Genomic DNA, 26,795 nt, shown 5'->3' with positions numbered 1-26,795 from the left:
AGGCTTTGCTCAAACACGACCCCCTCGGGAATCCACCATGAAAACCGCACAAGAAATCCGCGCTGGCAACGTGATCATGCAGGGCAAGGACCCGATGGTCGTCCTCAGGACCGAATACAGCCGCGGTGGCCGCGGCGCCGCCACGGTCCGCATCAAGATGAAGAGCCTGCTGAACGGCTTCGGTCAAGAAACCGTGTTCAAGGCCGACGACAAGATGGACCAGGTCATCCTCGACAAGAAGGAATGCACCTACTCCTACTTCGCCGACCCCATGTACGCCTTCATGGATGCCGAATACAACCAGTTCGAGATCGAAGCCGAGAACATGGGCGACGCGATCAACTACCTGCAAGACGGCATGGCCGCTGAAGTCGTGTTCTACGACGGCAAGGCGATCTCGGTCGAGTTGCCCACCACCATCGTGCGCGAGATCGAAACCGAACCCGCCGTCAAGGGCGACACCTCCGGCAAGGTCATGAAGCCTGCCCGCGTGGTTGGCACCGGCTTCGAGATCCCCGTGCCCCTGTTCGTGGATTCGGGCGACAAGATCGAAATCGACACCCGCACGCACGAGTACAAGAAGCGCGTCTAAGCCGCAGCACTTCACTTCACGAAAAGGACACCACTGCTGGTGTCCTTTTTTTATGCCCTTCTGCACGCGATTCGCCCTCATTTCAAATGGGTAAATCGCTGATGACACCGTCAACACCGGTTTGAGCGTAAATTCAATGGGTAGCAGTTGTCCATGCACCCAGGAAAAAACTGGAGATAAAACAAAACCCTCGAAGGGGCAACATGGCGAACACCAACTCGGCGTGCAAAAGTGCAAAGTTTTCCGTGACGGTTTTACTTTGCGCCGCTTCCACCGCCCCCCTGGCGAAAGCCCTTGATCTGGCAGACCTGACCCTTGAGGAACTGAGCAATCTGCAGATCACCTCCGTGTCCAAACGACCCGAGCGCTTGTCTGATGCCCCGGCCTCTGTATTTGTCATCAATTCGGAGGACATTCGCCGCTCCGGGGCCGTCAGCTTGCCCGAGGTATTGCGGCTGGCCCCCAACCTTCATGTGGGGCAACGCAGCGCCAGCCAATACTCCATCGGGGCTCGCGGCCTCAATAACACGGCTGGCAACAAGATGCTGGTATTGATCGATGGTCGCACTGTTTACTCACCATTGTTTTCCGGTGTGTTCTGGGACGCACAAGACGTCATGCTGGAAGACGTTGAGCGCATCGAGATCATCAGTGGCCCAGGGGGCACCTTGTGGGGTGTCAACGCGGTCAACGGCGTCATCAACATCATCACGCGTGCTGCGCAGGACACCCAAGGCTCGCTGGTGGTGGCCGGAATGGGCAACACCGAATCCAGCGCGGGGGTGCGCCATGGCGGCACATTGGGCGAGAACGGCCACTTTCGCGTCTATGGCAAATACTTTGATGGCCAACACTCCCGCCGAGAAGATGGCACCTCCATCAACGACTCCTGGAACAAAACCCAGGCAGGGTTCAGGGCCGATTGGACTCGCGCAGATGACCGCCTGACCGTGCAAGGAGACGTGTATGCAGGCCGAGAGGGGCAAGCGCCCCCAGGCACCATCACCCTCGGAACCTTCCGGCCGCTCAACACCATCAGCATTTCAGGCTTCAACCTGCTGTCTCGCCTGGAACATCGGTTGGCCGGCGGCTCCCGGCTCAAGGTGCAAGCGTATTACGACCACACGGTGCGCACAGTGCCAGGCACGTTCGATGATCGATTGGACGTGATCGACTTGCAGTTCGAACATGCCCTGCCATCCAGCGGCATCCATACCTTCATCTGGGGTGCCGAGTACCGTTATGGCATGGACGAAGTCCTCAACAGCGACTTCATCGCCTTCTTGCCCGCGAAGGTGAACCAAGCCTGGGGCAGCTTGTTTGCACAAGACAAGATCAGTTTGCTGGACGACTTGCAACTGACCTTGGGCGCCAGACTGGAAACGAATGACTACACCAATCCGGAATGGCTGCCCAGCGCCCGGCTGGCCTGGAAATTCAATGCCAATCACCTGTTGTGGAGCGCCGCGTCGCGGGCCGTGCGCGCGCCCTCCCGGATTGACCGCGATTTCTACTACCCGACGACATCGCCTTATGTGTTCGGGGGCGGGCCGCAGTTCCGGTCCGAAGTGGCCAAGGTGTTTGAGCTTGGCTACCGTGGCCAGCCCTCCCCATCCACGTCCCTTTCGATCACGGCATTCCACACCATTTATGACCACCTGCGCACCCTGGAAGCCACGGTCCCCATCACGTTGGTTCCGGTGTTTTACGCCAACCGAATGGACGGCCACACCACGGGCGTCGAGGCCTGGGGCTCTTACCAACCCACGGAGACCTGGCGCTTGAGCGCGGGAGTGACCACCCTGCACAAGCGCCTTCAACTCAAAGAGGGCAGTTACGGATTGAACGGCGGCATCAACGCCGAAGGCAACGATCCCGAGCTGAGCTGGAATCTGCGCACCAGGTTCAACATCTCAGAACAATGGGAACTGGATGGCACGGTTCGACATGTTTCGTCATTGCCGGAACCCGAAGTGCCCGCCTACACAGTGGTCGATCTGAGGCTAGGCTGGAAAGCGAGCCCCCATCTGGAGCTGTCAGTTGCAGGCAGAAATCTGTTCGGATCCCCTCATGCGGAGTTCTTCAATGCGCCAACGCGCAGCGCTTTGAGCTCGGGGGTTTACTTCAAGGTGCTGGCTCGCTTTTGATGGAAATGCCCTCCCCCCCAACCATCCCGGACCGCGAAAACATCGCAGCGGGCAGGCTGCGCGCCTGGGCAGTCGGGGTGCTGCTGTGTGTGTTGGCACTCAATGCCCTGGCCGGTCAGTTCGAGTACCAGGTCAAGGCCGCATTCCTGTATAAATTTGGCGCCTACGTTGAATGGCCTGAACAGACCTTTGCGCAAGCCAGCAGCCCGGTGATCATCGGCATCATGGGTTCTGATGCCGTGGCGGACGAGCTCGCACAAATGTCCTCGGGTCGAAGCATCAATGGTCGCCCGGTGAACGTGAAAAGACTGCACCAGGGCGATGCCATCACGGGTTTGCACATCCTGTTCATCGCCCGGACCGACCCGTCCCGCATGGCCGCCACGCTGGCCTCAGCCAAAGGACTGCCCTTGCTGGTGGTGACCGAAACCGATCCACCACTGATGGCCGGTGGTGTCATCAACTTCGTCATCGATGGCGCGAAAGTGCGTTTTGACGTGGCCTTGCGCTCGGCCGAAGCCAACAACATCAAGCTCAGCGCCCGGCTTCTGACCGTCGCACGCAAAGTGATCGGAGCCCCGTCATGATGAGCGCGTTCAAAAGCTCCCTGCAGCGAAAACTGCTGGCGGTGATGCTGCTGACCACCTTGGCCGCGCTGATCGTGGCCTTGGGCGCCATGATCATTCATGACCTTCGCGCCTACCACCGCACCTGGGTCAACGACATGACGGCACAGGCAGAACTGCTGGCCCGCACCACTGCGCCTGCACTGACCTTCGACGACAAAAAGGTGGCACACGAGAACCTCAGCATCCTGCGCTACCAACCCAAGGTCCGGGCCGCCGCCATCTACAGCCCCGACGGTTCCCTTTTTGCCACCCATGCCGGTCATGGAGAGCCACCCGTCTTTCCCAAACTGCCCGCAGAAGATGGGGTCGAGGTGAGCAAGACCAGCCTGGTCATCTTCAAAAACATCATGGATGGTGCCGATGTCATCGGCACGGTGTATCTCAAAGCGGACTACGAGCTCTTTGATCGGGTCGTGAATTTCTCTGGGATTGCCGTGGCCGTGATGCTCATGTCCATGCTGGTGGCGCTGCTGGTGTCCACGTGGCTGCAAAAGATCGTGACGCGCCCGATACTGGAAATTGGCAAGGCAGCTCGGGAGGTGGTCAGTCAGCGCGACTACTCGCGTCGAGTGAACAAGATCAGCGAGGACGAAGTCGGTGAACTGGTCGATTCCTTCAACAACATGCTGATTGAAATCGAACGACGGACCCTCGCGCTGGAAACGTCCAATCGTGAGAAGGTGCGCGAAGTGGACGAGCGTCGCAATGCCCAGCACGAGATCATGCGACTGAACCAGGAACTGGAGCAACGCGTGCAAGAGCGCACCAGGCAGCTTGAAACCTCAAACCACGAACTGGCCTTGGCCACGCAAGCTGCGGAAAGCGCCAACCAGGCCAAGTCGGAGTTCCTGTCCAGCATGAGTCATGAACTGCGCACGCCCTTGAATGCCATCATCGGCTTTGGGCAGTTGCTGACTTCGGACGTGATGTCGCCCACCGCTGAGCAAAAGAAAACCTTCACCGAGCACATTTTGCGGGCTGGTCGGCACCTGCTGGAGTTGATCAACGAAATCCTCAACCTGGCCCAGATCGAATCCGGCCACCTGTCGCTCTCGCTGGAGCCGGTGTCGCTTCAAGAAATCCTGCAGGATTGCCACACCATGATTGAGCCGTTAGGCGATCAGCGTGGCATCCGCACACTGTTTCCCACCTCTTGCGACTTGAATGTGATGGCCGACCGCACGCGCTTGAAGCAAGTCCTGCTGAACTTGCTGTCCAATGCCATCAAGTACAACCGCGACATGGGGGCGGTCGTGGTTGACTGCACCAGCGCCAGCCCCGATCGCGTCCGGGTATCGGTTCAGGACACCGGAATGGGGCTGAGCGAAGCACAGTTGAAACTGCTGTTTCAGCCGTTCAATCGATTGGGCCAGGAAGCCGGCGCACAAGAAGGCACAGGCATTGGCCTGGTGGTCACCAAGCACTTGATCGAATCCATGGGCGGCGAAATCGGGGTCACCAGCACGGTGGGCATGGGCAGCGTTTTCTGGATCGAACTCAGGGCCACCGAGCCTGTGCCCGCGATCAGCCATCGAGATGTGCTCACCGCCATGGCGCCCAAGGAGACCGCACCCAAGCAGCACCAAACCTACACCGTGCTCTATGTGGAAGACAATCCCGAGAGCCTGAAACTGGTGGAGCAAATCCTGAGCACGCGCCCGGACATCAGGCTGCTGTCCGCGCCCGATGGGCGGCTGGGCGTCGAGTTGGCGAGGGTTCACCTGCCAGACGTCATCCTGATGGACAACAACCTGCCCAACCTGGACGGTGCATCAGCGCAGGCCATCTTGCGCAACGATCCCAAGACTCGGCACATCCCCGTCATCGCCCTGACCGCCAACGCCATGCCGAAGTCCATCAACCAAGGGCTGGCCGCAGGGTTCTTCAGATACATCACCAAGCCCATCAACATCAAAGAGCTGCTGGAGGCGATCAACGCCGGACTGGAAGCATCGGTGGCCGAGAAGTCAGAGCACTGAATGCCCCTGCCGATCCTGTATTCGTTTCGCCGCTGCCCCTACGCCATCCGTGCCCGCCTGGCCCTGAAATATGCCCAGGTTCCGCTGGAGCTCCGCGAAGTGGTGCTGCGCCACAAGCCTCAGGCCATGCTGGCGATTTCGCCCAAAGGCACGGTGCCGGTGCTGCAACTGCCCCATGGCCAGATCATTGACGAAAGCCTGGACATCATGAACTGGGCCTTGCAGCAAGCCGATCCGCAAGGCTGGCTGAATCAGGGCGACACCCAGGCCACGCAGGATTTGATCGCTCGCAACGATGGTCCATTCAAGGCGCTCCTGGACCGCTACAAATACCCAGAACGGCATCCCGCCCACACGTTCGCTGACTACCGGGATCAGGCCATCACGCTGTGCATCCATGGCCTGAACCAACGGTTGACGGACACACCTTTCTTGCTCGGCGACAAGCCGTCCCTGGCCGACATGGCCATCGCGCCCTTCATCCGCCAGTTCGCCCAGGTAGACGCCGAATGGTTTGCCAATGCGCCGTTTCCCGCATTGCGGAGCTGGCTGAATCATTGGGTCGAATCGCCCTTGTTCCATGCCGTGATGGCCAAGTATCCCGCCTGGCAAGCGGGTGATGCACCCACGATTTTTTAGCTCAGTTCACACGGTCAACGCCGTCAAGGCCTGCGCCAGGTCATCGATCAGGTCTTGCGTGTCTTCCAGGCCAATGGCCAGGCGAACCAGTGTGCCCCGCGGCACATCGCCCACTGTGCGCATGCTCGGCAGGTGATAGGGCACGGCCAGGCTCACCGGTCCACCCCATGAGTAACCGATCTTGAAGAGCCTCAGGGCATCGATGAAGGCATCGACCTGGGCGGGGTTGTAGCGTTCATCGAACACCACGGACACCAAGCCACCCGCCGCGCTGCAGGTCTGGGCCCAATGCGCATGGCCGGGTGACTCGGGCAAGGCCGGGTGCAGCACCTGGGAGACTTCAGGCCGGGTCTGCCACCATCGCGCGATCTGCCGCGTTGCGGCATCGTGCGCGGCATAACGCAAAGGCAAGGTCGGCAGACCACGCAGCACAGCTTCAACATCGTTGCCGCCCACGCCCAGCCCCATGCGCATGTGCGTCATCTTGAGCTTGAGGTGCAAGGCCTCGTCGCGCGTGGTGATCGAGCCCATCAACACGTCGGCACCGCCCGACGGGTACTTGGTCAGTGCATGCACGGAGATGTCGACGCCTTGCGCCTGCTTGCCCACCTCGTCGAAGGAAAATGCATCAAACGCCAGGCCAGCACCCCAGGTGTTGTCCAAGGCCACGATCACGTGAGGATGCTGGCGGGCCACGCGCAGCAGGCCGATCAGGTCTGGGAACTCCAGGGTCACCGAGCCAGCCGCCTCCAGCCAGATCAGCTTGGTTCTGGGGGTGATGAGGCTGGCCAGCTCATCCGCACGCAGGGGGTCGTAGAACTGGTGGGTGATGCCCCAATGGGCCAGCTCGCCACGCGCCAGGTCTTTGTTGGGACCGTAAGCGTTGTCGGGGATCAGCACCTCGTCGTCAGCGTGAAGCAAGGCCATGTCCACCATGGCGAGGGCGGCCAGGCCGCTGGGCGCGAGCAGCGTTTGCACACCACCTTCCAGAGTGGCCAGGCGCTCTTCCAGTGTGAAGGTGCTGGGCGTGCCGTGCAGGCCATACGTGTAACCCGTCTTGTCCTTCCATTGGCGCGCCCGCAGGGCCACCGTGTTGTCGAAGATGACGGTGGAGGCCTTGTGGATGCCAGGCACCACGGATTTGAAGCCGACAGGCGGCTCGTAGGCGTGGTGGATGAGGTCGGTGCTGGGGGCGGTTTTGCGCTGCTTCATCCAGCCATGCTAATGGAGTTTGGCTCAGCGCTCACCGGCGCGGTAGGGCTTCATCAAGGCTTGCGGATAAGCAGCCCGGCGGGCCATGACGATGAGGGCCAGGATGGACAGCACATAGGGCAGCATCAGGTAGACCTGGTAAGGCAAAGCCACGCCCAGCACTTCACCGCCAGCCTGCTGCAGGCGCAGTTGCAAAGCATCAAAGGCGGAGAACAACAAGGCACCCAGCAAGGCCTTGCCAGGCCGCCACGAGGCGAACACCACCAGGGCCACGCAGATCCAGCCGCGACCGTTGACCATGTTGATGTAGAAGGCGTTGAAGGCAGACAGCGTGAGGAACGCCCCGGCCACACCCATCAGGGCTGATCCGGCCACGATGGCACCGGTGCGCAGGCCCACCACGCTCAGCCCCTGGCCTTCAGCAGCGGCCGGGTTCTCCCCCACCATGCGCACAGCCAGGCCCAGCGGAGTTCGCATGAGCATCCACGCGAGCACAGGCACCAAGGCCAGCGCGGTCAAGGTCAAGGGCGTTTGGGCGGCCAATACCTCGCCGATCAAGGGCAGTTTGGCCAGGCCTGGCCACTGGTGGCCCACCGCGACCATCGGTGTGATGGTGGGGGGCGTTGAGATCTTGGGGAAAGCGATGCGGTAGCTGTAGTAGCTCAGGCTGGTCGCCAACAAGGTGAGGCCCAGGCCCGCCACGTGTTGAGACAAGGCCAGCCCGACGGTGAGCAAGGCGTGCAGCAAGCCGCACAAGGCGCCCGCCAGCGCGGCGATCAGCACGCCCAGGGGCAGGCTGCAGCCATGGTAAACGGCCAGCCAACCCGTGAATGCCCCCGCCACCATGATCCCTTCGATGCCCAGGTTGAGCACGCCCGCGCGCTCGCACAGCAACACGCCCAGGGTGCCCAGCAGCAGCGGCGTGGCCATGCGCAGCATGGCGATCCAGAAGCTGCTTTGCGCGACCAGGTCCCACACCTCGGTCATGCCGGGCTCCTGGCCGCAGGGCGCACCAGGCGCAGGCGATAGCGCGTGAACATCTGCGTGACCAGCATGCACAACAGGGCCAAAGACACCATCACGTCGGCCAGGTAGGTGGGCACGCCCAAGGCCCGGCTCATGCTGTCGGCACCCACCAGCACGCTGGCCACGAACAAGGCAGAAGCCACCACGCCCAAGGGATGCAAGCCCGCCAGCATGGCGATCACGATGCCGCTGTAACCATAGCCGGGCGACATGTCGAGCGTGAGGTAACTGGTGCGCCCCGCCACCTCGCCAACCCCCGCCAGCCCTGCCAAGGCGCCTGACATGAGGGCGGTGATCAAAGTGAGGCGCCGCACCGGCAACCCGGCGAAGGCCGCCGCATCGGCGTTGGCGCCCACAGCCCGCAAACCCAAGCCCAAGGTGGTGTAGCGGTCAACGATCCACAGAAGCAAAGCAAGGAACAAGGCGCCCAGCAAGCCGCTGTGCACGCGCGAGCGCTCGATCAGGCGGCTGAATTCGAGTTCGGGCCAAAGGGCCACCGACTGGGGCCAGCCCATGGCCATGGGGTCTTTCATGGGGCCATCCAGCATCATCGACACCAGAAGCAAGGCGATGAAGTTCATCAACAAGGTAGTGACCACTTCGTCCACACCGAGCCTGGTTTTCAGCCAGGCGGGGCCCAGCAGCCACGCCGCGCCCGCCGAGGCCCCGGCCAGGACCATCCAGAACGTGAGCCAGGCGACCGAGCCGGTGAACTCGGCTGCACCGGCTTGCTGACCGCCCACGGCGACAGCCGCCATGGCACCGAGGTACAACTGGCCTTCGGCGCCAATGTTGAACAAACGGGCCCTGAACGCCACGGCCGCGGCCAGGCCGGTCAGGATCAAAGGCGTGGCGCGGGTCAGGGTTTCAGAGATGGCGAAGGTCGAGCCCCAGGCGCCCTGCACCATCAAGCCGTAGGCCTGGACCACGGGGGCGCCGCTCCAGGCGATCAGGCCAGCGGCCAGGATCACAGTGGCCAGAGGCGCACTCAGCCAACCCCAGCGCAAGGGCTGTTCCCGGCTTTCTACTCGCCAACGTGGCAAGGGCGTCACGTGGTGAGTCCTTCGCGTGCGGTGGCCGAGTGGGCATCGCTGCCCGCCATGGCCAGGCCCAAGGTGGCGAGCGTCCAGTCTTGCCGAGGACGTGCAGCGGTGAGCCGCCCCTCGTGCATCACCGCGATGCGGTCGGCCAAGGCCAGGATCTCGTCCAGGTCTTCCGAGATCAGCAGCACCGCGCTGCCCTGATCGGCCGCCTGGATCAGGCGTTCGTGCACGAAGGCGACCGCACCAATGTCCAGGCCCCAGGTGGGTTGGGCGGCCACGATCAGCGTGGGCACGCCCAGCCGAGAGCCCTCCCCCAATGCCAGCGCCCGGCCCAGCACCAGCTTTTGCATGTTGCCGCCCGACAATCGGCGCGCAGGCGAATCAAGGCCGCCACCCCGCACATCGAATCGCTCGATGATGCGCTGCGCATGGCCGCGCGCAGCGGCCCGACGCACCCAGCCCCAGCGGGCGAAGCGCTGGTCAAACAAGCGCTCGGTGATGGTGTTTTCCCACAGGCTCAGGTCGCCGACCACGCCCTGCGCATGGCGGTCTTCCGGGATGCGGGCCACGGGCACGGACACCCAATCGCGCGGCTGGGCCCGCAATGGTTGGGACGACACCTGCAGGCGTCCTTGGGCGGCTGGCAACAAGCCGTGCAGCAACTCGGCCAGCGCCACCTGACCGTTGCCGGAGACCCCAGCCACGGCGACGATTTCGCCAGCATGCACGTTCAAGTCCACCCCTTGCAGCGCCGTGCCATGCTCCCCCTTGGCGGTGTGAACACCCTCGCATTGCAAGACCACCGCGCCCGAAGGTGGCCCCAACGCCGCGACACGGCGAGCCGCCTTGACCTCGCGGCCCACCATCAAGGCGGCCAACTCCGCTTTGGTGGTGCCCTGCGCGGCACATTCGGCCACCAGCTTGCCGCCACGCAGCACAGCCACGCGGTGAGACACGCGCAGTACTTCGTCCAGCTTGTGGCTGATGAAGATCACGGCCAAGCCGTCTTTGACCAGGGTGTCCAGGGTGGCGAAGAGTTGTTCGCTCTCTTGCGGGGTGAGCACCGCCGTTGGTTCGTCCAGGATCAGGATGCGCGCGCCACGGTACAAGGCTTTGAGGATCTCGACGCGCTGGCGCTCGCCCACCGACAAGCTGCCCACACGCACATCCGGCTCAACGGCCAGGCCAAAGCGCCCGGCCAAGGACAGCAAGCGTTGCCGCCCTGCCTGGCGACGCGACGACAGGCGCCACATCGACTCGGTCCCCAGCATCACGTTGTCGAGCACGCTGAGGTTGTCGGCCAGGGTGAAATGCTGGTGCACCATGCCAATGCCAGCTTGCAGCGCCGCCCTGGGCTGCCCCGCTGGCAATGGGTGGCCTTGAACCTCGATGCGCCCCGCATCGGCCACGTAGTGCCCGAACAGGATGGACACCAGCGTGCTCTTGCCAGCTCCGTTTTCGCCCAGCAAGGCCAGTACTTCGCCGGCCTGCAAAGTCAGCGAGATGTCGTCATTGGCCACCAGCGAGCCAAAGCGCTTGGTGATGCCCTGCAGCCGCAGCACCGTCATCGGGCAAGCCGGACCGTTGTGTGGCTCAGTTCGACGACTTGGGTTCGGTCTCGACCACCGGCACCTTGAACGCGCCCGACAGGATGGCGGCCTGCTTGGCCTTGACCTTGGCGACCACCTCGGCGGGCACCTTGGTCTCAAACGTGCCCAGTGGCGCCAGCTCGCTGCCCTTGAACTTCATCATGGAATAAGGGCCGTAGTCCTCACCCTTGAACTGCCCGGACTTGGCTTTCTTGATGGCCAGGTCCACCGTGGGCTCCATGTTCCACAGGGCCGAGGCCACCACGGTGTCCGGGTACTGCGGCTGGGTGTTGATCACGTTGCCGATGGCAAGCCGGCCTTTTTCCTTGGCCGCGTCGCTCACGCCAAAGCGCTCTGCGTAGAGCACGTCAGCGCCTTTGTCGATCATGGCAAAGGCGGCTTCCTTGGCTTTCGGTGGATCGAACCACGAACCAATGAAGCTGACGGTGAACTTGACCTTGGGGTTGATTTCCTTGGCGCCCAGCATGAAGGCGTGCATCAGGCGGTTGACCTCGGGGATGGGGTAGCCGCCGACCATGCCGATGTGGCCGCTCTTGCTCATGCCTCCTGCGACCATGCCGCTCAAGTAAGCGGGCTCCTGGATATAGTTGTCGAACACCGAGAAGTTGGGTGCCTGCGGCTTGCCGGATGAACCCATCAGGAAGCTGACCTTGGGGTAGTCCTTGGCCACCTTGCGGGCAGCCGCTTCAACGCCGAACACTTCGCCCAGAATGAGGGTGTTGCCGCCTTCGGCGTACTGGCGCATCACGCGTTCGTAGTCGGCATTGGCGGTGTTCTCGGAGAACACATAGTCGATCTCGCCCCGCGCCTTGGCCTCGTTGAGGGCCTTGTGGATGCGCGACACCCACTGCTGCTCGACCGGCACGGTGTAGATGGCGGCAACTTTGAGTTTGGCCTGGGCCATGGCTGGCATGAGCGCAGTGGAGGACATGAGTACGGCCGAAGCCGCCATCAAGTTCAACAAGGATCGGCGGGCGAGTTGCGTCACTGAAAACTCCTGTAGGGATCGATTTGCACCGGCATGAGACTGCCTGCGACATCCATTGCAAAAGTAGTGCCAGGTGAGCGAGGCTTCATCAGCCAACATCATGCCCAAACACACACCCGCAAACAAGGGGTTACATCTGAGGCCAATGAACGGCCGGATAGGCTTTAATCCAAACTCGGTTTTTCCAATTTCAGGGAGTTGTATGCGTTCATTGAAAACGTTCAGCGCTGTTGCGCTGATCACGGTGTTGTCGGCTTGCGTTCAAGCGCCCAAAAAGCAGGCTTTCAACCATGAGGCGGCTGCGCACATCAAGACGGTGGCCATTGTTCAAGCGCCCAATCAAGAGTCATACGACGTGGTCATTCTCGGGCACCCTGGCATGAGCTTTGGCCTGATCGGTGGACTCGTGGCAGCGGCAGACATGGCCAGCAAGAGCACGGACCTCAACAAGGCCATCGATCCCGCAGAGACCCGTTTGCAAGAACGTTTCAGCGCCAAGCTGAGCGAAGGTCTGGCCAAGGCTGGCTATGTCCCCAACATCGTCATGCTGCCCAAGGATGCCAAAGAAGACCAAGTCTTGTCACTGGTCAAGCAACAAGGCAATAGTGGGGATGCCGTGCTGAGGATCAACCTGAGCGGTGCCTATTGGGCGGCGGGTCCCTCAACGGACTATTTCCCACGCCTGGAAGCCAAGGTCGCGGCCCTGGAAGCAAGCAGCGGCAATGTGCTTTATGAAGACACCATCAGCTATGGCTATGCCATGCCAAATGCACAAACGGTTCACTTGGCTTCTGATTCACAGTACCGGTTCAATGACATGTCTTCGTTGACCCAAAACCCTGTCAAAACGCGCGAAGGTCTGTACAGCGGCCTGGACGCGATCGTCGCCCAGATCGTGGCTGACCTGAAGAAAAACTGATGCAACTGCACAGGCTGCTCCTCACAGCGACCACGGTGCTTTTGCTGGCATCGTGCGCTGTCCAGCCTGGCCGAGAGGTGGTGGCCGAAGCCCGCAAGGCGCTTGAATCCACCACCGTGTGCTGCCAGGATCTTTCCACTGCGATCAGGTCACCGATTCCCTTGATTCCGACCAAGGTTTTGATCGACAAGACGCAGCCCGCTTTCAATTTCGGTGGGCAAAAAGCGTATTTCGTGCTTTATGAGCTGCCTGCTTATGAACGCCCGTATTCGATTTTCCTGACGAGCCAGGCGGCCGGAACGTTGCAGGACGTGGCCATTTTCATCCCGCGTGTGGCCATGTATGACGCCGACTTCAAAGTCACTCGCTTTTTTGACGAGCGTACGTTACGCAACCGCGGCAATGACCTGGAGCGAACGGTGTTCATCAACCCGAGCAACCAGCAAGAACGGTACATCGCCGTTTATGGGGCAGACCTGTCCGCATCCATCGAGCGCCAATACTCCATGGTCACGGTTCAGACCATTTCCACCGGCTTCGTGACCTTCAATATTTATGGCGGCCAGGATGGCAAATCGACACTTCGAGCATCCCCGGTCGGCAGTCTGCAAATTGAGGTGAAAGGCCTGGCCACGGCGTCGAAATGACGCCATTGGCCATCAGAACGGCTGAGCGATCAGGTCGTGGCCTTCAACCGCCACGATGCGCGCCTTGGTGAACTCGCCCACCTTCAAGGTCTTGCTGGCCTTTTCGGGCGGCAGCAAACGCACAGTGCCGTCGATCTCGGGCGCGTCAGCGTAAGAGCGGCCCACCCCACCCTTGCGGCCCAATGCGGGCGCGCTGTCGACCAGCACCTGCATGGTCGCGCCCACGCGGCGTTGCAGCTTGGCGATCGACACCTGCTCGGCCACAGCCATGAAGCGGGCGCGGCGTTCTTCGCGCACTTCGTCGGGCAAGGCGCCCTCCAGCGCATTGGCAGGCGCGCCTTCGATGGGTGAATAGGCAAAGCAGCCCGCGCGGTCGATCTCGGCCTCGCGCAGGAAGTCGAGCAGGTACTCGAACTCCTCTTCCGTTTCGCCAGGGAAGCCTGCGATGAAGGTGCTGCGCACCACGATCTCGGGGCAGATCTCGCGCCAGCGGAGCAGGCGCTCGAGGTTCTTTTCGCCATTGGCCGGGCGCTTCATGCGCTTGAGCACGGCGGGGTGCGCGTGTTGGAAAGGCACATCCAGGTAAGGCAGGATCAGGCCTTCGGCCATCATCGGCAGGATCTCGTCCACGTGCGGATAGGGGTAGACATAGTGCATGCGCACCCAGGCGCCGTGCTGCTGTGCCAAGGTGGCCAGTTGCTCGGCCAGGTCGAACATGCGGGTCTTGACAGGCTTGCCATCCCAGAAGCCGGTGCGGTACTTCACGTCAACGCCATAGGCACTGGTGTCCTGGCTGATCACCAACAGTTCTTTCACACCGGATTCGAACAAGGCACGCGCCTCGCTCAACACATCGCCAATCGGGCGCGAGACCAGGTCGCCGCGCATGCTGGGGATGATGCAGAAGCTGCAGCGGTGGTTGCAGCCTTCGCTGATCTTCAGGTAGGCGTAATGCTTGGGCGTGAGCTTGATGCCCGCGATGCCGCGTGACTCGGGCACCAGGTCCAGGAAGGGATCGTGTGGCTTGGGCACGTGCAGGTGCACCGCGTCCATCACCTCTTGCGTGGCATGAGGGCCGGTCACGGCCAGCACGCTGGGGTGCATCTGGCGGACCAGGTTGCCGCCATCGGCACCGGCTTTGGCGCCCAGGCAGCCGGTCACGATGACCTTGCCGTTCTCGGCCAGCGCCTCGCCAATGGTGTCCAGGCTTTCGCGCACGGCATCGTCGATGAAGCCGCAGGTGTTCACGATCACCAGGTCCGCGCCGTCAAAGGTCTTGGAGGTTTGGTAGCCCTCGGCGGCCAGTTGGGTCAGGATCAGTTCGGAGTCGGTGAGCGCTTTCGGGCAGCCAAGGCTGACAAAGCCGATTTTGGGGGCGGCTGCGAACGGGGCGGGCGTGGTGGGGGTGAGCAATTCAGACGTCATGGGGGTGGATTGTCGGGGAAATTGGGCTTTCAGCAACGACAATCACCGCCAGAGACCTCACAAGGAGACGCCATGATTGCCACAGCCGCCACTGTTTTGACTGCATTGGTCGCCCTGCTGCACCTGTATTTCATGGTGCTCGAGATGGTTTTCTGGGACAAACCACTGGGCCGCAAGGCTTTTGGCCTGAAGCCGGATTTCGCCACGGCCTCCAAGTCCCTGGCCGCCAACCAGGGCCTGTACAACGGTTTTCTGGTAGCCGGACTGGTGTGGGGCCTGCTGCTGGGCACGGCGGGACACGACATCAAGGTTTTCTTCCTCGGTTGCGTGATCGTGGCCGGGGTGTTTGGGGCTGCCACGGTCAGCCGCAAGATCTTCTTCGTGCAGGCCTTGCCCGCCATCATCGCGCTGGCTTTGCTGCTTGTGCAGAATGCCTGACACCCCATCGAAACTGGAGGCCTTCATGAGCACGGACCAGCACGTCATCTTCTACCACTCACCCAATTCGCGTTCGGCCGGCGTGCTGGTGCTGCTGGAGGAATTGAACGCCGACTACGAAACCTTCGTGCTCAGCCTGAAGGCTGGAGAGCAGCGCAAGGCCGAGTACCTGGCCATCAACCCGATGGGCAAAGTGCCGGCCATCAGGCATGGCGAGGCGGTCGTCACTGAACAGGTCGCCATCTACCAATACCTGGCGGAGCTGTACCCCGAAGCCGGATTGGCACCCCAAGTTGGATCGCCCTTGCGGGGACCGTTTCTGCGCTGGCTGGCCTTCTATGGCTCCAGCTTTGAACCCGCCTTGGTCGATCGCTCGCAAAAGCGCGAGCCGACGCCACCCTCCACCTGTCCCTATGGTGACTTCGACACCATGTTCAAGACCCTGACCGACCAACTGGCCAAGGGCCCTTACATCCTGGGCGATCAGTTCAGCGCCGCCGACGTGCTGTGGGCCAACGCTTTGCGCTGGACCACCATGTTCCAACTGGTGCCCCTGACGCCGCTCATCCGGGCTTACATTGACCGGGTCACCTCGCGCCCGGCCGCCGCCCGCGCGGCCGCCAAAGATCAGCAACTGATTGCCGCCCAGGCCTGAGGCTCAAACGTGTACTCACCTGCGCACTTTGAAGAATCACGGCTGGAAGTTCTGCAGGGCTTGATTCGCGCCCACCCCCTGGCCACCTTGGTCACCCTGTCCGCCGACGGCTTGACGGCCAACCACATCCCGCTGCACTGGCAAGCCGATGGCTCTGCGTTTGGCAAGCTGGTGGGGCACGTGGCCCGCGCCAATCCGTTGTGGCAAAGCACCGAGCCTTCGGCCGACGTGCTGGCCGTCTTTCAGGGGCCCAACGCCTACATCACGCCATCCTGGTATGCCACCAAACAAGAAGGCGGCAAGGTCGTGCCCACGTGGAACTACGCCGTGGTGCATGCCCACGGCCCACTGCTGGTGAAAGACGACCCACGGTGGGTGCGTGCGCAACTGGAGTCGATGACCACCCAGCACGAGGCCTCCCGGGCCGAGCCTTGGGCGGTGGCCGATGCCCCCCGCGAGTTCACCGACCGGCTGCTGCAAGCCATCGTGGGCATCGAGATCCCGATCACGCGCCTGCAAGGCAAATGGAAGGTCAGCCAGAACCAGCCAGCGCAGAACCGCGCCAGCCTGATCGCCGGACTGACCGAACAAGGCCATCCGCCCTCCACGGACATGGCCGCGCTGGTGGCCGCACATTCACCGTCTTGATCACGTCGATCCGAGGAAACATGGCCTTCAAGTTCTGCCCCCAATGCGCCCAGCCTTTGCAAGAGCGCGAACTGGACACCGTCATGCGGCTGTCCTGCCTGGACGCCAACTGCACCTACGTGCATTGGGACAACCCGGTGCCCGTGGTGGCCGCCGTGGTCGAGCACGAGGGCGAGATCATCCTGGCGCGCAACAGGGCCTGGCCCGTGCCCTTCTATGCCCTGATCACAGGTTTCCTGGAGAAGTCCGACCCCAGCCCCGAAGAAGCCATCGAGCGCGAGGTGATGGAAGAGTTGGGGCTGCAGGCGCAAGGCACCCATTTCATCGGCCATTACGCGTTCCCACGCCAGAACCAGATCATCATCGCGTACCACGTGCCCGCCACGGGTGTGATCACGCTGGGCGACGAACTGGTGGACTACAAGCGCATTGCGCCCGCCAAAGCGCGCTACTGGCCGTCCAGCACCGGCCTGGCTTTGCGCGACTGGCTGGTTGGCCGGGGGCACGCCCCACAGGCCCTTGACCTACCCAAGCTTTGACGGCGATCCGTCGTCCTCGCTTTTGGGCGGGATGTATTCGGGCAGCCAATCCATGTGGTGCCCCAATTTGAGGGCCTTGGTGGCCAGGTAATGGTGGTTTTCCGACTGCGACTGGCTGCGCACGGGCACCCGCTCCACCACCTTGACGCCATGCCTTTCAAGCGTGTCCACCTTGCGTGGGTTGTTGGTCATCAGGCGCACCGAATCGACGCCCAGTTGCGACAGCATCTGCGCGGCCACCTCGAAATTGCGCAAATCGGCGGGAAAGCCCAGTCGCAGATTGGCTTCGACCGTGTCCAGCCCTTCATCCTGCAAAGCGTAGGCCTTCAGCTTGTTGATCAAGCCGATGCCCCGCCCTTCCTGGCGCAGGTAGAGCACCACACCGCTGCCTTGCTTGCCGATTTCATCCAGCGCGAAATGCAATTGCGGGCCACAGTCGCAGCGCAGCGAGCCGAACACATCGCCGGTCATGCATTCGCTGTGAACGCGGACCAGCGCCGTGCCCTGAACCTCGCCCATGATCAGGGCGACGTGCTCAAGGCCGGAAGGCTCTTCCTTGAACAGTTTCATGGTGAAAGTGCCGTGCTCGGTGGGCACACGGGCTTGGGCCACCAGAGTCACCTGTTGCGATACAGGGGCCTGGGGGCGACTGGAGTCTTGCGGCGAATTCATCAGCGTGTGTTTTCGGGAAATCCTCGGGAAAGTCCCGTTCCTTATCTTTGTATTTTCGCAGATGCGTCAATACCCCCGAAATTAGACAGCCAAGTGGCCAGTTCCGCCGCCGTTCGCACGCCCAATTTCGAAAAAACACGAGCCCGGTGGACCTCGACCGTGCGCACCGCGATGTGCAGTTCGTCGGCGATGACTTTGTTGAGTTTGCCGGCCGCCACCCGGGGCATGACCTCGCGCTCGCGGTCGCTCAGGCTGGCCAGGCGGGCATGGCCTTCGGCCTGGCGGGCATCGTCCAGCAACATGGCGCGCTCGATGGTCACAGCCTGCTCGATGCGATCGACCAGGGTGTTGTCGGCATAGGGTTTTTCCAGAAAATCGAAGGCGCCTTTCTTGAGCGACTCGACCACCATGGGGATGTCGCCATGGCCGCTGAGGAACAGCAGCGGGTTGCGGATGCCTTGCGCCAGCAACTCTTCGTGCAGCACCAGGCCGGACATGGGCTCCATCCGCACATCGACCAGGAAAACGCCCCGAATGGGACGCGGACAAGTGGCCAGGTAAGCCAGCACGGCCGGCCCGCCATCAAAACTGAAAACCAGCAGTCCGCGCGATCCCAGCAAAAATGCCAGCGCGTCGCGCACCACGGTGTCGTCGTCCACCAGGTAGACAATGCCTTGATCGGGTTTCATCATCATGCGGTTTCCTCCAGGTCTTCGGGGCGCAAGCAGGGCACGGTGAACGACAAGATCGCCCCGCCGCCAGGAGCCTCCTCGGCGTCCAGCCCACCATAGTGCAGCTCGATGATCGAGCGGCAAATGGCCAGCCCCATGCCCATGCCATCGGATTTGGTGGAATAAAAGGGCTGGCACAGTTGATCGATGGTGCGGCCGCCCAGGCCGGGGCCGCTGTCGGTGACCACCACCTTGGCAAAACGCCCGCCCGCCCCCAGCAAGGTCTGGATGTGGACCCGACGTGGTTGGTCAGCATGGGCCAGTTCATCACAAGCATTGCGCACCAGGTTGGCCGCCACTTGTTCGATGAGGATGGGGTCGGCCATCACCAAGGGCAGGCTGGCGTCCAGTTCGGTGGTCACCGCGATGCCATGGCGCGCGATCTCGCGACTCAGCAGCGCCACGGCCGAGGCCACCACCTGGTTGAGGTCGCACGGCTCGCGCTGGGGCTCGCGCCGGGTCAGGAACTCGCGGATGCGTTTGACGATGCGCCCGGCGTGCGAGGCCTGCTCACCCATGCGCTTCAAGGCGATCAGCAAGGCCGGGTCACTGCCTGGCACACGGCTGAGGGAGTTCAGCACGCCCGCGTTGTAGCTGGCAATGGCCGACAGGGGCTGGTTCAACTCGTGCGCCAGGGTAGAGGCCACCTCGCCCAGCATCGTCAGGCGCGAATGGTGGGCCATGGTGTCGGCCTGCTTGCGCTCGCGCTCTTCAAGTCGCTTGCGCTCGGTCACGTTCAGGATCGAGGCCATCCAGCCGATGTGCTGTCCCTTGGCATCCACCAAGGGAGCTTCAAACACCACCACCTCCAGGATTTGCCCGTCGCGGTGTTGCCAGCGCGACTCGTAGCCCTCGCGCGGGGCCTGGCCGGCCATGTTGCGCAAATGCCGCTGCATGGCCTGCTCCAGCTCGTTGCTGGGCCAGTAAGGCATGGGCGGCATGGCGCCGATCAATTCTTCGGCCTGGTAGCCCAGCATGTCGGCCATGGTTTTGTTGACGTAGACCAGGCGCCCATCCAGGTCGCGCGCCCGGATGCCCACGGCCAGCGAATCTTCCATCGCCGTGCGCCAGGCGGCTTCGGTGCGCCAGGCCTCTTCCGCGCGCGACACGCCCTGCATCTGGCGGCGCAGCATCCAGCTGGCACCGCCGATCAGCAACACGAAACCAGTCATCAAGACCACCGGCAAAGTCCGCCACCAGGGCTTGATGGTTTCGCGCGCGGACAGCTCCAGAAAGGCCTGAGGCAGCGAAGGGCCCGCGGGCACGCGGTACCAGGCCTGGCGGGCCAGGCGCGGGCCATCGATCGTGGAGGCGATCACCTCGCCCAGCTCATCGACCAGACGGATGTCGTACTTGCGGGCCAGCCACCAGGGCACCTTCTGGCGCAAGACCTCGGCTGGCAGATAACGCGCCACCAGCAAGCCAGCAGGCTTGCCGACCTCATTTTGCAAAGGCGCCGACAAATGCCCGGCCAGCCCCCGCTCTTCGACTCCGCTGCGCGCAGACGAATGGGCGGGCATGCTGTCATCGGGCACCTGGACCACGATGCGGCCCTTCGCGTCCAGCCAGGTCACGCTGATCCAGAAACGGCGCAGGCCATCGAGCACCAAGGCGTGTTGGGCAAATGCATCGTCGGACAAGGACTTGGTGTTGATCACATCGGCCAGTGCTCGCAGCCGGGCAGCTTCGGCATCCAGCCGGTTGCTGACCTGGGCCTCCAGCGACAAGGCATCGGAGATCATCTCGGCGCGCTGGCTGTCCAGGTCGGCACGCTCCACCGAGCGCAACCAGGCCATCACCCCCCCCACGAACAGCAGGGACAGCACCAAAGGCCAGGCCCACAGGTGCGGCATCACCGACACGAACGACCCCCACACCCGCCAGCGCGGCTGGGGTGGCACGGCCAGCGTGGGGCGGGGTGGCGCGCTGATGGGTGGGCTCATGCACTGAGTCTATGCCGGCACTTTGGGAGCTTGCCGGCCCGCGACGCACAAATGTGGAACTCCACAATTTCCCATGTCAGCACAGGGGGAAACAATCCGGCTGACCCCACACCCTGAGGAGACCAATATGACGACATCCTTCGCCGGAAAGATCCTGCGCCGCCACCTGCTGGCCGCCGCAGCCGCCATTGCTTTGGTGCCCAGCGCCTTTGCCCAGGCGCCGATCGTGATCAAGTTCAGCCACGTGGTGGCCATGGACACGCCCAAGGGCAAGGCCGCCGCCTTCTTTGCCAAGCGCGCGGAAGAGTTGACCAAAGGGCGCGTCAAGGTCGAGGTCTACCCCAACAGCCAGCTCTACAAGGACAAGGAAGAGCTGGAAGCCTTGCAACTGGGCTCGGTGCAAATGCTGGCACCCTCGCTGTCCAAGTTTGCGCCACTGGGCGTGAAGGAGTTCGAGGTCTTCGACCTGCCCTTCATCTTTGATGATTACGCCGACCTGCACCGCGTGACCGAAGGCCCGGTGGGCAAAAGCCTGCTGGCCAAGCTGGAAACACGCGGCATCACCGGCCTGGCCTATTGGGACAACGGCTTCAAGGTGTTCTCGGCCAACAAGCCTTTGAGGGCCGTGGCGGACTACAAGGGCAGCAAGATGCGGATCCAGTCCTCCAAGGTGCTGGATGCCGAAATGCGCGCCTTGGGCGCCCTGCCCCAGGTGCTGGCCTTCTCCGAAACCTACCAGGCCTTGCAGACTGGCGTGGTCGATGGCACAGAGAACCCGCCCTCCAACCTGTACACCCAGAAAATGCACGAAGTGCAAAAGCACCTCAGCGTCACCAACCACGGTTACCTGGGCTACGCCGTGGTCGTGAACAAGAAGTTCTGGGATGGCCTGCCCACCGACATCCGTGGCCAGTTGACCCAAGCCATCACTGAAGCCACCAAGGTGGCCAATGACCGCGCCTTTGCCGACAACCAGGACGCCCTGGCCAAGGTCAAAGCCACCGGCAAGACCGAGATCTACACGCCCACCCCGGCCGAGCGCCTGGCCCTGAAGAAGGCTCTGGTGCCGGTGCACCAGCAGATGACCTCGCGCATTGGCGAAGAAACGCTGCGTGCCATCTACAAGGAAACCGGCTTCGACCCCAGCAAGCTCTGAGCCTTGAGCAACCTCCCTTGAGCCCACCAACCGCGTGGGCTTTTTCATGACCCGACTGAACCCCCTGGGAGAACGCCATGAAATGGCTTGATCACCTGGAGGAATGGCTGATCGCGACCTTCATGGCCGCCGCCACCCTCATCATTTTCGCGTCGGTGGTGCACCGCTACGTGATCGGTTTCAACATCCCCGGCGTGCAGGACTGGCTGCTGAGCATCGACATGGCCTGGACCCAGGAAGCCTGCATCTACCTGTTCGTCTGGATGGCCAAGTTTGGTGCGGCCTATGGCGTGCGCACCGGCATCCACGTGGGTGTTGACGTGCTCATCAACCGCCTGTCGGATCACAAGCGCAAGTACTTCGTGCTGTTCAGCCTGCTGGCCGGCGCCTTGTTCACCGGCATGGTGGGCGCACTGGGCGCCACGTTCGTGTGGGACAACGGCCTGCACCACGCGGCCTACCAGGCCTTGGGCCTGAACATGGACGGCCTGATCGAAGGCCCCACCACGCCCGACCTGGAGTGGCCCACCTGGATCATCTACATGGCCATCCCCTTGGGCTCATCGCTGATGTGCTTTCGCTTCCTGCAAGTGGCCTGGACGTTTCAACACACGGGTGAGTTGCCTCACCATGACCATGGCCATGTGGACGGCCTGGATGAAAAAGGAGCTACCGCATGAACGGCCTGATCATTCTGGGCCTGCTGGTGATGCTGATGCTCACTGGCATGCCGATCTCCATCGCCCTGGGCCTGACGGTGCTCAGCTTCATCTTCGGGTTCACGCAGGTGCCCCTGGAGTCGGTCGCCCTCAAGCTGTTCACCGGCATCGAAAAGTTCGAGATCATGGCGATCCCGTTCTTCATCCTGGCCGGCAACTTCCTGACGCACGGGGGGGTGGCCAAGCGCATGATCAACTTCGCCACCTCCATGGTGGGCCACTGGCACGGCGGCCTGGGCTTGGCTGGCGTGGTGGCCTGCGCGCTGTTTGCAGCCGTGTCTGGCTCATCGCCCGCCACCGTCGTGGCCATTGGGTCCATCCTGTTGCCTGCGATGGCCAAAGCCGGGTTTCCGGCGCGTTTTGGCGCGGGCATTGTCACCACATCCGGGGCATTGGGCATCCTCATCCCACCTTCGATCGTGATGGTGATGTACTCCGTGTCCACCAACACCTCGGTGGGTGCCCTGTTCATGGCCGGTGTTGTGCCAGGCATCTTGCTGGCCTTCCTGCTCGGGTTGACGGCCTGGTGGCGCGCCCGCAAGTTCAACTACCCGCGCCAGATCAAGGCCTCCATGGCGCAACGCCTCAAGGCCTTGCGTGAATGCTTCTGGGGACTGCTGCTGATCGTGGTGGTGATGGGCGGCATCTACACCGGCCTGTTCACCCCCACCGAAGCTGCCGCGATGGCCGCCGTCTACGCTTTCATCATCGCCGTGTTCGTCTACAAGGACATGCGGCTGAAAGACGTGCCCCGCGTGCTGCTGGCCTCGGCCAACATGAGCGCCATGCTGCTGTACATCATCACCAACGCGGTCCTCTTCTCATTCGTGCTGGCCAATGAGAACATCCCTCAGAACCTGGCCGACTGGCTGATCGGCATGGGCCTGGGTCCGATCGCCTTCCTGGCGGTGGTCAACATCCTGCTGCTGTTGGCTGGCAACTTCATGGAGCCCTCCTCGATCGTGCTGATCATGGCGCCCATCCTGTTCCCGGTGGCCATGAAGCTGGGGATCGACCCGGTGCACTTCGGCATCCTGATCATCGTGAACATGGAGGTGGGCATGTGCCACCCACCGGTGGGCCTGAACCTGTACGTGGCCTCCGGGGTGACCAAGATGGGCATCACCGAGCTGACCATCGCAGTGTGGCCATGGCTGCTGACGATGCTGGGCTTCCTGGTGCTGGTCACCTACTGGCCGCCACTGTCGCTGTGGCTGCCCAACCTGCTGATGAAGTGAACGGTTCCCGGGCCGCCAAGAAGGCCCGGGTTCCACCAGAACTCAGCCCGTGTTGCGCAAGCCGGCGGCCACGCCATTGATCGACAGGTGGATGCCGCGCTGAACCCGCTCGGCCACCGTCTCGCCCTCCACTTCGGAGGCGCGCGTGTCCTGCGCCTTGCGGTGGCGGCGCATCAGCTCCACTTGCAAGTGGTTGAGCGGATCCACATACGGAAAGCGGTAGGCCAGGAAATCTGCCAGGTCGGGCTGTGCCGCCAGGCGGGCCTTGGTGCCCGTGATCAGGTTCAGCGCCTGGTTGGTCAAGTCCCACTCGGCCTTGATCGCGGCCATGATCTTCTTGCCCAGGCGCTTGTCCTCCACCAGGGCCACGTAGCGTTCGGCAATGGCCAGGTCGCTCTTGGCCAGCACCATGTCCATGTTGGACAGCAAGGTGCCAAAGAAGGGCCATTGCTTGTGCATGCGCTGCAGCAAGGCCAGTTGCGCCTTGCGCTCGGTGCCCGGTGCGCTCAAGAAAGCCTCGATGGCCGAGCCCATGCCGAACCAGCCCGGCAAGGCCACGCGGCATTGCCCCCATGAAAATCCCCATGGGATGGCACGCAAGTCTTCAATGCGGCGGGTGGATTTGCGCGAGGCCGGGCGCGAGCCGATGTTGAGTTCGGCGATCTCGCGGATCGGCGTGGCCGCGAAGAAGTACTCGGTGAAGCCGGGCGTTTCATAAACCAGCTTGCGGTAGGCCGCCATGCTGGCCTGCGAAATCGCATCGGCCGTCTGCAAGAAGGTGCTGGGCACAGGGCGGCTGGGTTGAATCAAACTGGCCTCCAGCATCGCCGACACCAGCGTCTCCAGGTTGCGCCGCCCGATCTCGGGGTGGGCGTATTTGGACGCGATCACCTCGCCCTGTTCGGTCAGGCGAATCTGGCCGTTGACCGTGCCGGGGGGCTGCGCCAGGATGGCCTGGTGGGTGGGGCCGCCGCCCCGGCCCACGGTGCCGCCTCGGCCATGGAACAGGCGCAGGCCAATGCCATGGCTGGCGCGCAAATCGTTGAACAAGGCGACCAGCGAGATCTCGGCGCGGTACAACTCCCAGTTGCTGGTGAAGAAGCCGCCGTCCTTGTTGCTGTCGCTGTAGCCCAGCATGATGTCCTGCTCGCCACCCGATCGCTTGACCAGGTCGGCGATGCCGGGCACAGCGTAGAAGCCACGCATGATGTCGGTGGCATGGCGCAGGTCGGCGATGGTTTCGAACAGGGGCACCACGATCAGTTCGGCCTGCGAATCGGCCTCGTCCAGCGTGCCGCGCATCAGGCCGCATTCCTTTTGCAGCAGCAGCACTTCCAGCAGATCGCTCACGGTTTCGGTGTGCGAGATGATGTAGTGGATCAAGGCCTGAGGGCCATAGCGTCGGCGAGCCGTTGCCGCGGCTTCGAAGATGGCGAGTTCGACCTTGGCCAGGTCGCTGTAGGTCGCACCCTGCACGCGCAGCGGCCGGGCTTCGCAAAGCAACTGGCGCATCAGGGCCTGCTTGGCCGCCTCATCCAGCTTGGCGTAATGGGGCTCGACCTTGGCGGTGGCCAGCAGCTCAGCGATGACCAATTCGTGCTGGTCAGAGCTTTGGCGCAAATCCAATGTCGCCAGGTGGAAGCCAAACACCTGCACAGCCCGAATCAGGGGCTTGACGCGCAGGTCGGCCAACACGGCGGCATGGTGTTGGCGCAGCGAGCCATCCACCGTTCGCAAGTCGGCCAGGAACTCATCGGCACTGAGGTAAGCATCCTGCGGTGCCACCGCGTGCCGCAGGGCCTTGGTGCCGGTCAAGTCTTCCAGCGTGGCGGCCAGGCGGGCATAGACACCCGTCAGGGCCCGGCGGTATGGCTCGTCCGAACGGTGCGGATTGAGGTCGGGCGAGCGGTCGGCCAGCACGGCCATGTCGGCCGAAATGCCCACCAGGCGCCCCGACATCGACAGCTCGGCTCCCAACTGGTGCACCTCAACCAGGTAGTGGCGCAAAGCCACCTCGGCCTGGCGCGACATGGCCAATTGCAAGGTCTGCGCGGTCACGTTCGGGTTGCCATCGCGGTCCCCCCCGATCCACTGCCCCATGCGCAGGAAGGACGCCACCTCGCGGCCCGGCAAGGCGCGCTCCAGTTGCGCGTAAAGGCGGGGAATCTCGCGCAAAAACGTGCTTTGGTAGTAGCTCAGCGCGTTCTCGATCTCATCGGCCACTGTCAGCTTGGTGAAGCGCAGCATGCGCGTCTGCCAAAGTTGGGTGACGCGGGCACGCAGAGCAGGCTCGATCTCCTGGCGCTCTTCATCGTCGGCCTTGTCCAGGCGGGCGATCAGTTCAGCCACCGCGCGTTCGGCATCCAGGATGGATTTGCGCTGCACTTCGGTCGGGTGGGCGGTGAGCACCGGCGACAGGTAGGCGCGCTTGAGCAAGGCGGCGATGTCGTCGGTGCGCACGCCCTGGTCGGTCAGGCGCTGGAAGCAGGCGGACAGCGAGCCTTCCGTGGCCGCCTTGACCGAGGTTTCCCGCTGGCGCACCTGGTGGCGGTCTTCCGCCATGTTGGCCAGGTGCGAAAAGTAGCTGAAAGCCCGGATGACGGACACGCTCTGGTCGGCCGACAAGTTCTTGAGCAGCCGGTCCAGGTCCTTGCCGGCCACATCGTCCCGGCGCGCCCGGTAGGCCACGGCCAGTTGGCGGATGCGTTCGATCAGTTCGTAGGCGTCGCGCCCATCCTGCTCGCGGATCACATCGCCCAGGATTCGACCCAGAAGGCGAATGTCGCGCAGCAAGGGTGCGTTGCGGTTGGCGGGGCTGTTTTTGGTGGGAGTGGAAGTGGCGCTTTTGCGCGCGGGTGCCTTGGTGACCATGCCGTGTGGGGATTTGAGTGGGTGTGGTTGAAGGGCTGACTCAGGTTTTAGCACCAACACACAAACATCGTGCCAAGTCCCCAAAGCGCATTCAGCCTGGTGTTTCAAGGAGGCCACGCCGCCCACTTCCTCGCATACAATTTGCGCTGCTAGGAGAGAACCCGTGTGCGTTTCAATGCACGCATGGCGGGTCGCCGAAGGCGCAGGGTGGCTTGCCATCCGAACGCTCAGGCAAAAGGACTGGCAAACACCTTGTTCGCAGGGTGATCCTCACTGGAGAGAGGTTGGTCTTCGAGCCAACCCACCGAAGGGGCAAGCCCGCGCCGCCA

Annotated in this window: 24 protein-coding genes and 1 riboswitch; of the genes, 14 read left to right on the top strand and 10 right to left on the bottom strand. The window is 62.7% G+C overall.

From position 1 onward, the window contains the following. Positions 1 to 37 precede the first annotated feature (37 nt). The 5 genes from efp to Q7V20_RS17440 all read left to right on the top strand — a co-directional run bounded on the left by efp (position 38) and on the right by Q7V20_RS17440 (position 5,986). Positions 38 to 592 carry an elongation factor P gene (gene efp, locus Q7V20_RS17460; protein WP_230181462.1) on the top strand — a complete coding sequence of 185 codons (555 nt, stop codon included), beginning with the start codon at positions 38 to 40 and terminating at the stop codon, positions 590 to 592. Positions 593 to 795: 203 nt separating this feature from the next. Beyond that, positions 796 to 2,739, top strand: coding sequence for a TonB-dependent siderophore receptor (locus Q7V20_RS17455; RefSeq protein WP_304794084.1), 1,944 nt, complete (start codon positions 796 to 798; stop codon positions 2,737 to 2,739). Between the two features lie 5 nt (positions 2,740 to 2,744). After that, positions 2,745 to 3,326: a YfiR family protein gene (locus tag Q7V20_RS17450; RefSeq protein WP_304794081.1), complete on the top strand. Its 582-nt coding sequence runs from the start codon at positions 2,745 to 2,747 to the stop codon at positions 3,324 to 3,326. Then, a complete protein-coding gene (locus tag Q7V20_RS17445; RefSeq protein WP_304794078.1) occupies positions 3,323 to 5,347 on the top strand; it encodes an ATP-binding protein in 2,025 nt (674 codons plus the stop codon). The genes Q7V20_RS17450 and Q7V20_RS17445 overlap by 4 nt, the downstream gene beginning before the upstream one ends. Beyond that, complete coding sequence (locus Q7V20_RS17440; RefSeq protein ID WP_304794076.1) at positions 5,348 to 5,986, top strand: glutathione S-transferase; 639 nt, start codon at positions 5,348 to 5,350, stop codon at positions 5,984 to 5,986. Between the two features lie 6 nt (positions 5,987 to 5,992). On the opposite strand, the gene Q7V20_RS17435 is transcribed toward Q7V20_RS17440, so the two are convergent. The 5 genes from Q7V20_RS17435 to Q7V20_RS17415 are packed head-to-tail and all read right to left on the bottom strand — an operon-like array spanning position 5,993 to position 11,829. Next, positions 5,993 to 7,198 (bottom strand): PLP-dependent transferase, encoded by a 1,206-nt coding sequence (locus Q7V20_RS17435; protein ID WP_304794073.1) that lies wholly within the window; start codon positions 7,196 to 7,198, stop codon positions 5,993 to 5,995. Between the two features lie 24 nt (positions 7,199 to 7,222). Then, entirely contained in the window at positions 7,223 to 8,185 is a 963-nt protein-coding gene (locus tag Q7V20_RS17430; protein ID WP_304794070.1) for an ABC transporter permease, read from the bottom strand. After that, positions 8,182 to 9,276, bottom strand: a complete 1,095-nt coding sequence (locus Q7V20_RS17425) for an ABC transporter permease (protein WP_370652492.1) — start codon at positions 9,274 to 9,276, stop codon at positions 8,182 to 8,184. The genes Q7V20_RS17430 and Q7V20_RS17425 overlap by 4 nt, the downstream gene beginning before the upstream one ends. Continuing rightward, positions 9,273 to 10,835, bottom strand: a complete 1,563-nt coding sequence (locus Q7V20_RS17420) for an ABC transporter ATP-binding protein (RefSeq protein WP_304794067.1) — start codon at positions 10,833 to 10,835, stop codon at positions 9,273 to 9,275. Before Q7V20_RS17420 ends, Q7V20_RS17425 begins: the two co-directional genes overlap by 4 nt. Positions 10,836 to 10,860: 25 nt before the next feature. Beyond that, positions 10,861 to 11,829, bottom strand: coding sequence for a BMP family protein (locus Q7V20_RS17415; protein WP_304794091.1), 969 nt, complete (start codon positions 11,827 to 11,829; stop codon positions 10,861 to 10,863). A gap of 136 nt (positions 11,830 to 11,965) precedes the next feature. Here Q7V20_RS17415 and Q7V20_RS17410 point away from each other — a divergent pair, with 136 nt between their 5' ends. Together Q7V20_RS17410 and Q7V20_RS17405 are read left to right on the top strand one after the other, a co-directional pair. Next, positions 11,966 to 12,784 carry a hypothetical protein gene (locus Q7V20_RS17410; RefSeq protein WP_304794064.1) on the top strand — a complete coding sequence of 273 codons (819 nt, stop codon included), beginning with the start codon at positions 11,966 to 11,968 and terminating at the stop codon, positions 12,782 to 12,784. Positions 12,785 to 12,864: 80 nt separating this feature from the next. After that, the gene (locus Q7V20_RS17405) at positions 12,865 to 13,431 is read left to right on the top strand and encodes a MalM family protein (RefSeq protein ID WP_304794062.1); all 567 of its coding nucleotides are present in this window, start codon (positions 12,865 to 12,867) and stop codon (positions 13,429 to 13,431) included. Between the two features lie 12 nt (positions 13,432 to 13,443). On the opposite strand, the gene rimO is transcribed toward Q7V20_RS17405, so the two are convergent. Next, entirely contained in the window at positions 13,444 to 14,856 is a 1,413-nt protein-coding gene (rimO, locus tag Q7V20_RS17400; RefSeq protein ID WP_304794058.1) for a 30S ribosomal protein S12 methylthiotransferase RimO, read from the bottom strand. Positions 14,857 to 14,928: 72 nt separating this feature from the next. On the opposite strand from rimO, the gene Q7V20_RS17395 reads away from it, so the two are divergent. The 4 genes from Q7V20_RS17395 to Q7V20_RS17380 are packed head-to-tail and all read left to right on the top strand — an operon-like array spanning position 14,929 to position 17,136. Continuing rightward, complete coding sequence (locus tag Q7V20_RS17395; RefSeq protein ID WP_304794055.1) at positions 14,929 to 15,294, top strand: DUF1304 domain-containing protein; 366 nt, start codon at positions 14,929 to 14,931, stop codon at positions 15,292 to 15,294. Positions 15,295 to 15,319: 25 nt separating this feature from the next. Next, on the top strand, positions 15,320 to 15,949 hold the full coding sequence (locus Q7V20_RS17390) for a glutathione S-transferase family protein (protein WP_304794052.1): 630 nt from the start codon (positions 15,320 to 15,322) through the stop codon (positions 15,947 to 15,949). 9 nt (positions 15,950 to 15,958) lie between these two features. Continuing rightward, positions 15,959 to 16,597, top strand: coding sequence for an FMN-binding negative transcriptional regulator (locus tag Q7V20_RS17385; protein WP_304794049.1), 639 nt, complete (start codon positions 15,959 to 15,961; stop codon positions 16,595 to 16,597). 20 nt (positions 16,598 to 16,617) lie between these two features. Beyond that, positions 16,618 to 17,136 carry an NUDIX domain-containing protein gene (locus Q7V20_RS17380; protein ID WP_304794046.1) on the top strand — a complete coding sequence of 173 codons (519 nt, stop codon included), beginning with the start codon at positions 16,618 to 16,620 and terminating at the stop codon, positions 17,134 to 17,136. On the opposite strand, the gene ribA is transcribed toward Q7V20_RS17380, so the two are convergent. From ribA to Q7V20_RS17365, 3 genes are read right to left on the bottom strand one after another with little or no spacing between them, the layout of a single operon-like run. Next, entirely contained in the window at positions 17,122 to 17,808 is a 687-nt protein-coding gene (gene ribA / locus Q7V20_RS17375; protein ID WP_304794043.1) for a GTP cyclohydrolase II, read from the bottom strand. The two genes, Q7V20_RS17380 and ribA, sit on opposite strands and share 15 nt — an antisense overlap. 41 nt (positions 17,809 to 17,849) lie before the next feature. Continuing rightward, positions 17,850 to 18,497 carry a response regulator transcription factor gene (locus tag Q7V20_RS17370; RefSeq protein ID WP_304794088.1) on the bottom strand — a complete coding sequence of 216 codons (648 nt, stop codon included), beginning with the start codon at positions 18,495 to 18,497 and terminating at the stop codon, positions 17,850 to 17,852. 2 nt (positions 18,498 to 18,499) lie between these two features. After that, positions 18,500 to 20,482, bottom strand: a complete 1,983-nt coding sequence (locus Q7V20_RS17365) for a sensor histidine kinase (RefSeq protein WP_304794040.1) — start codon at positions 20,480 to 20,482, stop codon at positions 18,500 to 18,502. Between the two features lie 127 nt (positions 20,483 to 20,609). Between Q7V20_RS17365 and Q7V20_RS17360 the strand changes: the two genes are divergently transcribed. The 3 genes from Q7V20_RS17360 to Q7V20_RS17350 all read left to right on the top strand — a co-directional run bounded on the left by Q7V20_RS17360 (position 20,610) and on the right by Q7V20_RS17350 (position 23,595). After that, positions 20,610 to 21,638 carry a TRAP transporter substrate-binding protein gene (locus Q7V20_RS17360; RefSeq protein ID WP_304794037.1) on the top strand — a complete coding sequence of 343 codons (1,029 nt, stop codon included), beginning with the start codon at positions 20,610 to 20,612 and terminating at the stop codon, positions 21,636 to 21,638. 77 nt (positions 21,639 to 21,715) lie between these two features. Then, positions 21,716 to 22,318: a TRAP transporter small permease gene (locus Q7V20_RS17355; RefSeq protein ID WP_304794034.1), complete on the top strand. Its 603-nt coding sequence runs from the start codon at positions 21,716 to 21,718 to the stop codon at positions 22,316 to 22,318. Then, positions 22,315 to 23,595: a TRAP transporter large permease gene (locus tag Q7V20_RS17350; RefSeq protein ID WP_304794031.1), complete on the top strand. Its 1,281-nt coding sequence runs from the start codon at positions 22,315 to 22,317 to the stop codon at positions 23,593 to 23,595. The genes Q7V20_RS17355 and Q7V20_RS17350 overlap by 4 nt, the downstream gene beginning before the upstream one ends. Before the next feature lie 42 nt (positions 23,596 to 23,637). Here the strand turns inward: Q7V20_RS17350 and ppc are convergent, their stop codons facing one another. Continuing rightward, positions 23,638 to 26,466: a phosphoenolpyruvate carboxylase gene (gene ppc / locus Q7V20_RS17345; protein WP_304794028.1), complete on the bottom strand. Its 2,829-nt coding sequence runs from the start codon at positions 26,464 to 26,466 to the stop codon at positions 23,638 to 23,640. A 140-nt stretch (positions 26,467 to 26,606) separates the two neighbouring features. Then, a riboswitch (glycine riboswitch) is annotated at positions 26,607 to 26,719 on the top strand. Positions 26,720 to 26,795 lie beyond the last annotated feature (76 nt).

It is taken from the genome of Aquabacterium sp., from assembly GCF_030652515.1.
Taxonomy (GTDB): domain Bacteria; phylum Pseudomonadota; class Gammaproteobacteria; order Burkholderiales; family Burkholderiaceae_C; genus Aquabacterium.
This window is presented reverse-complemented; position numbering and strand designations above follow the sequence as displayed.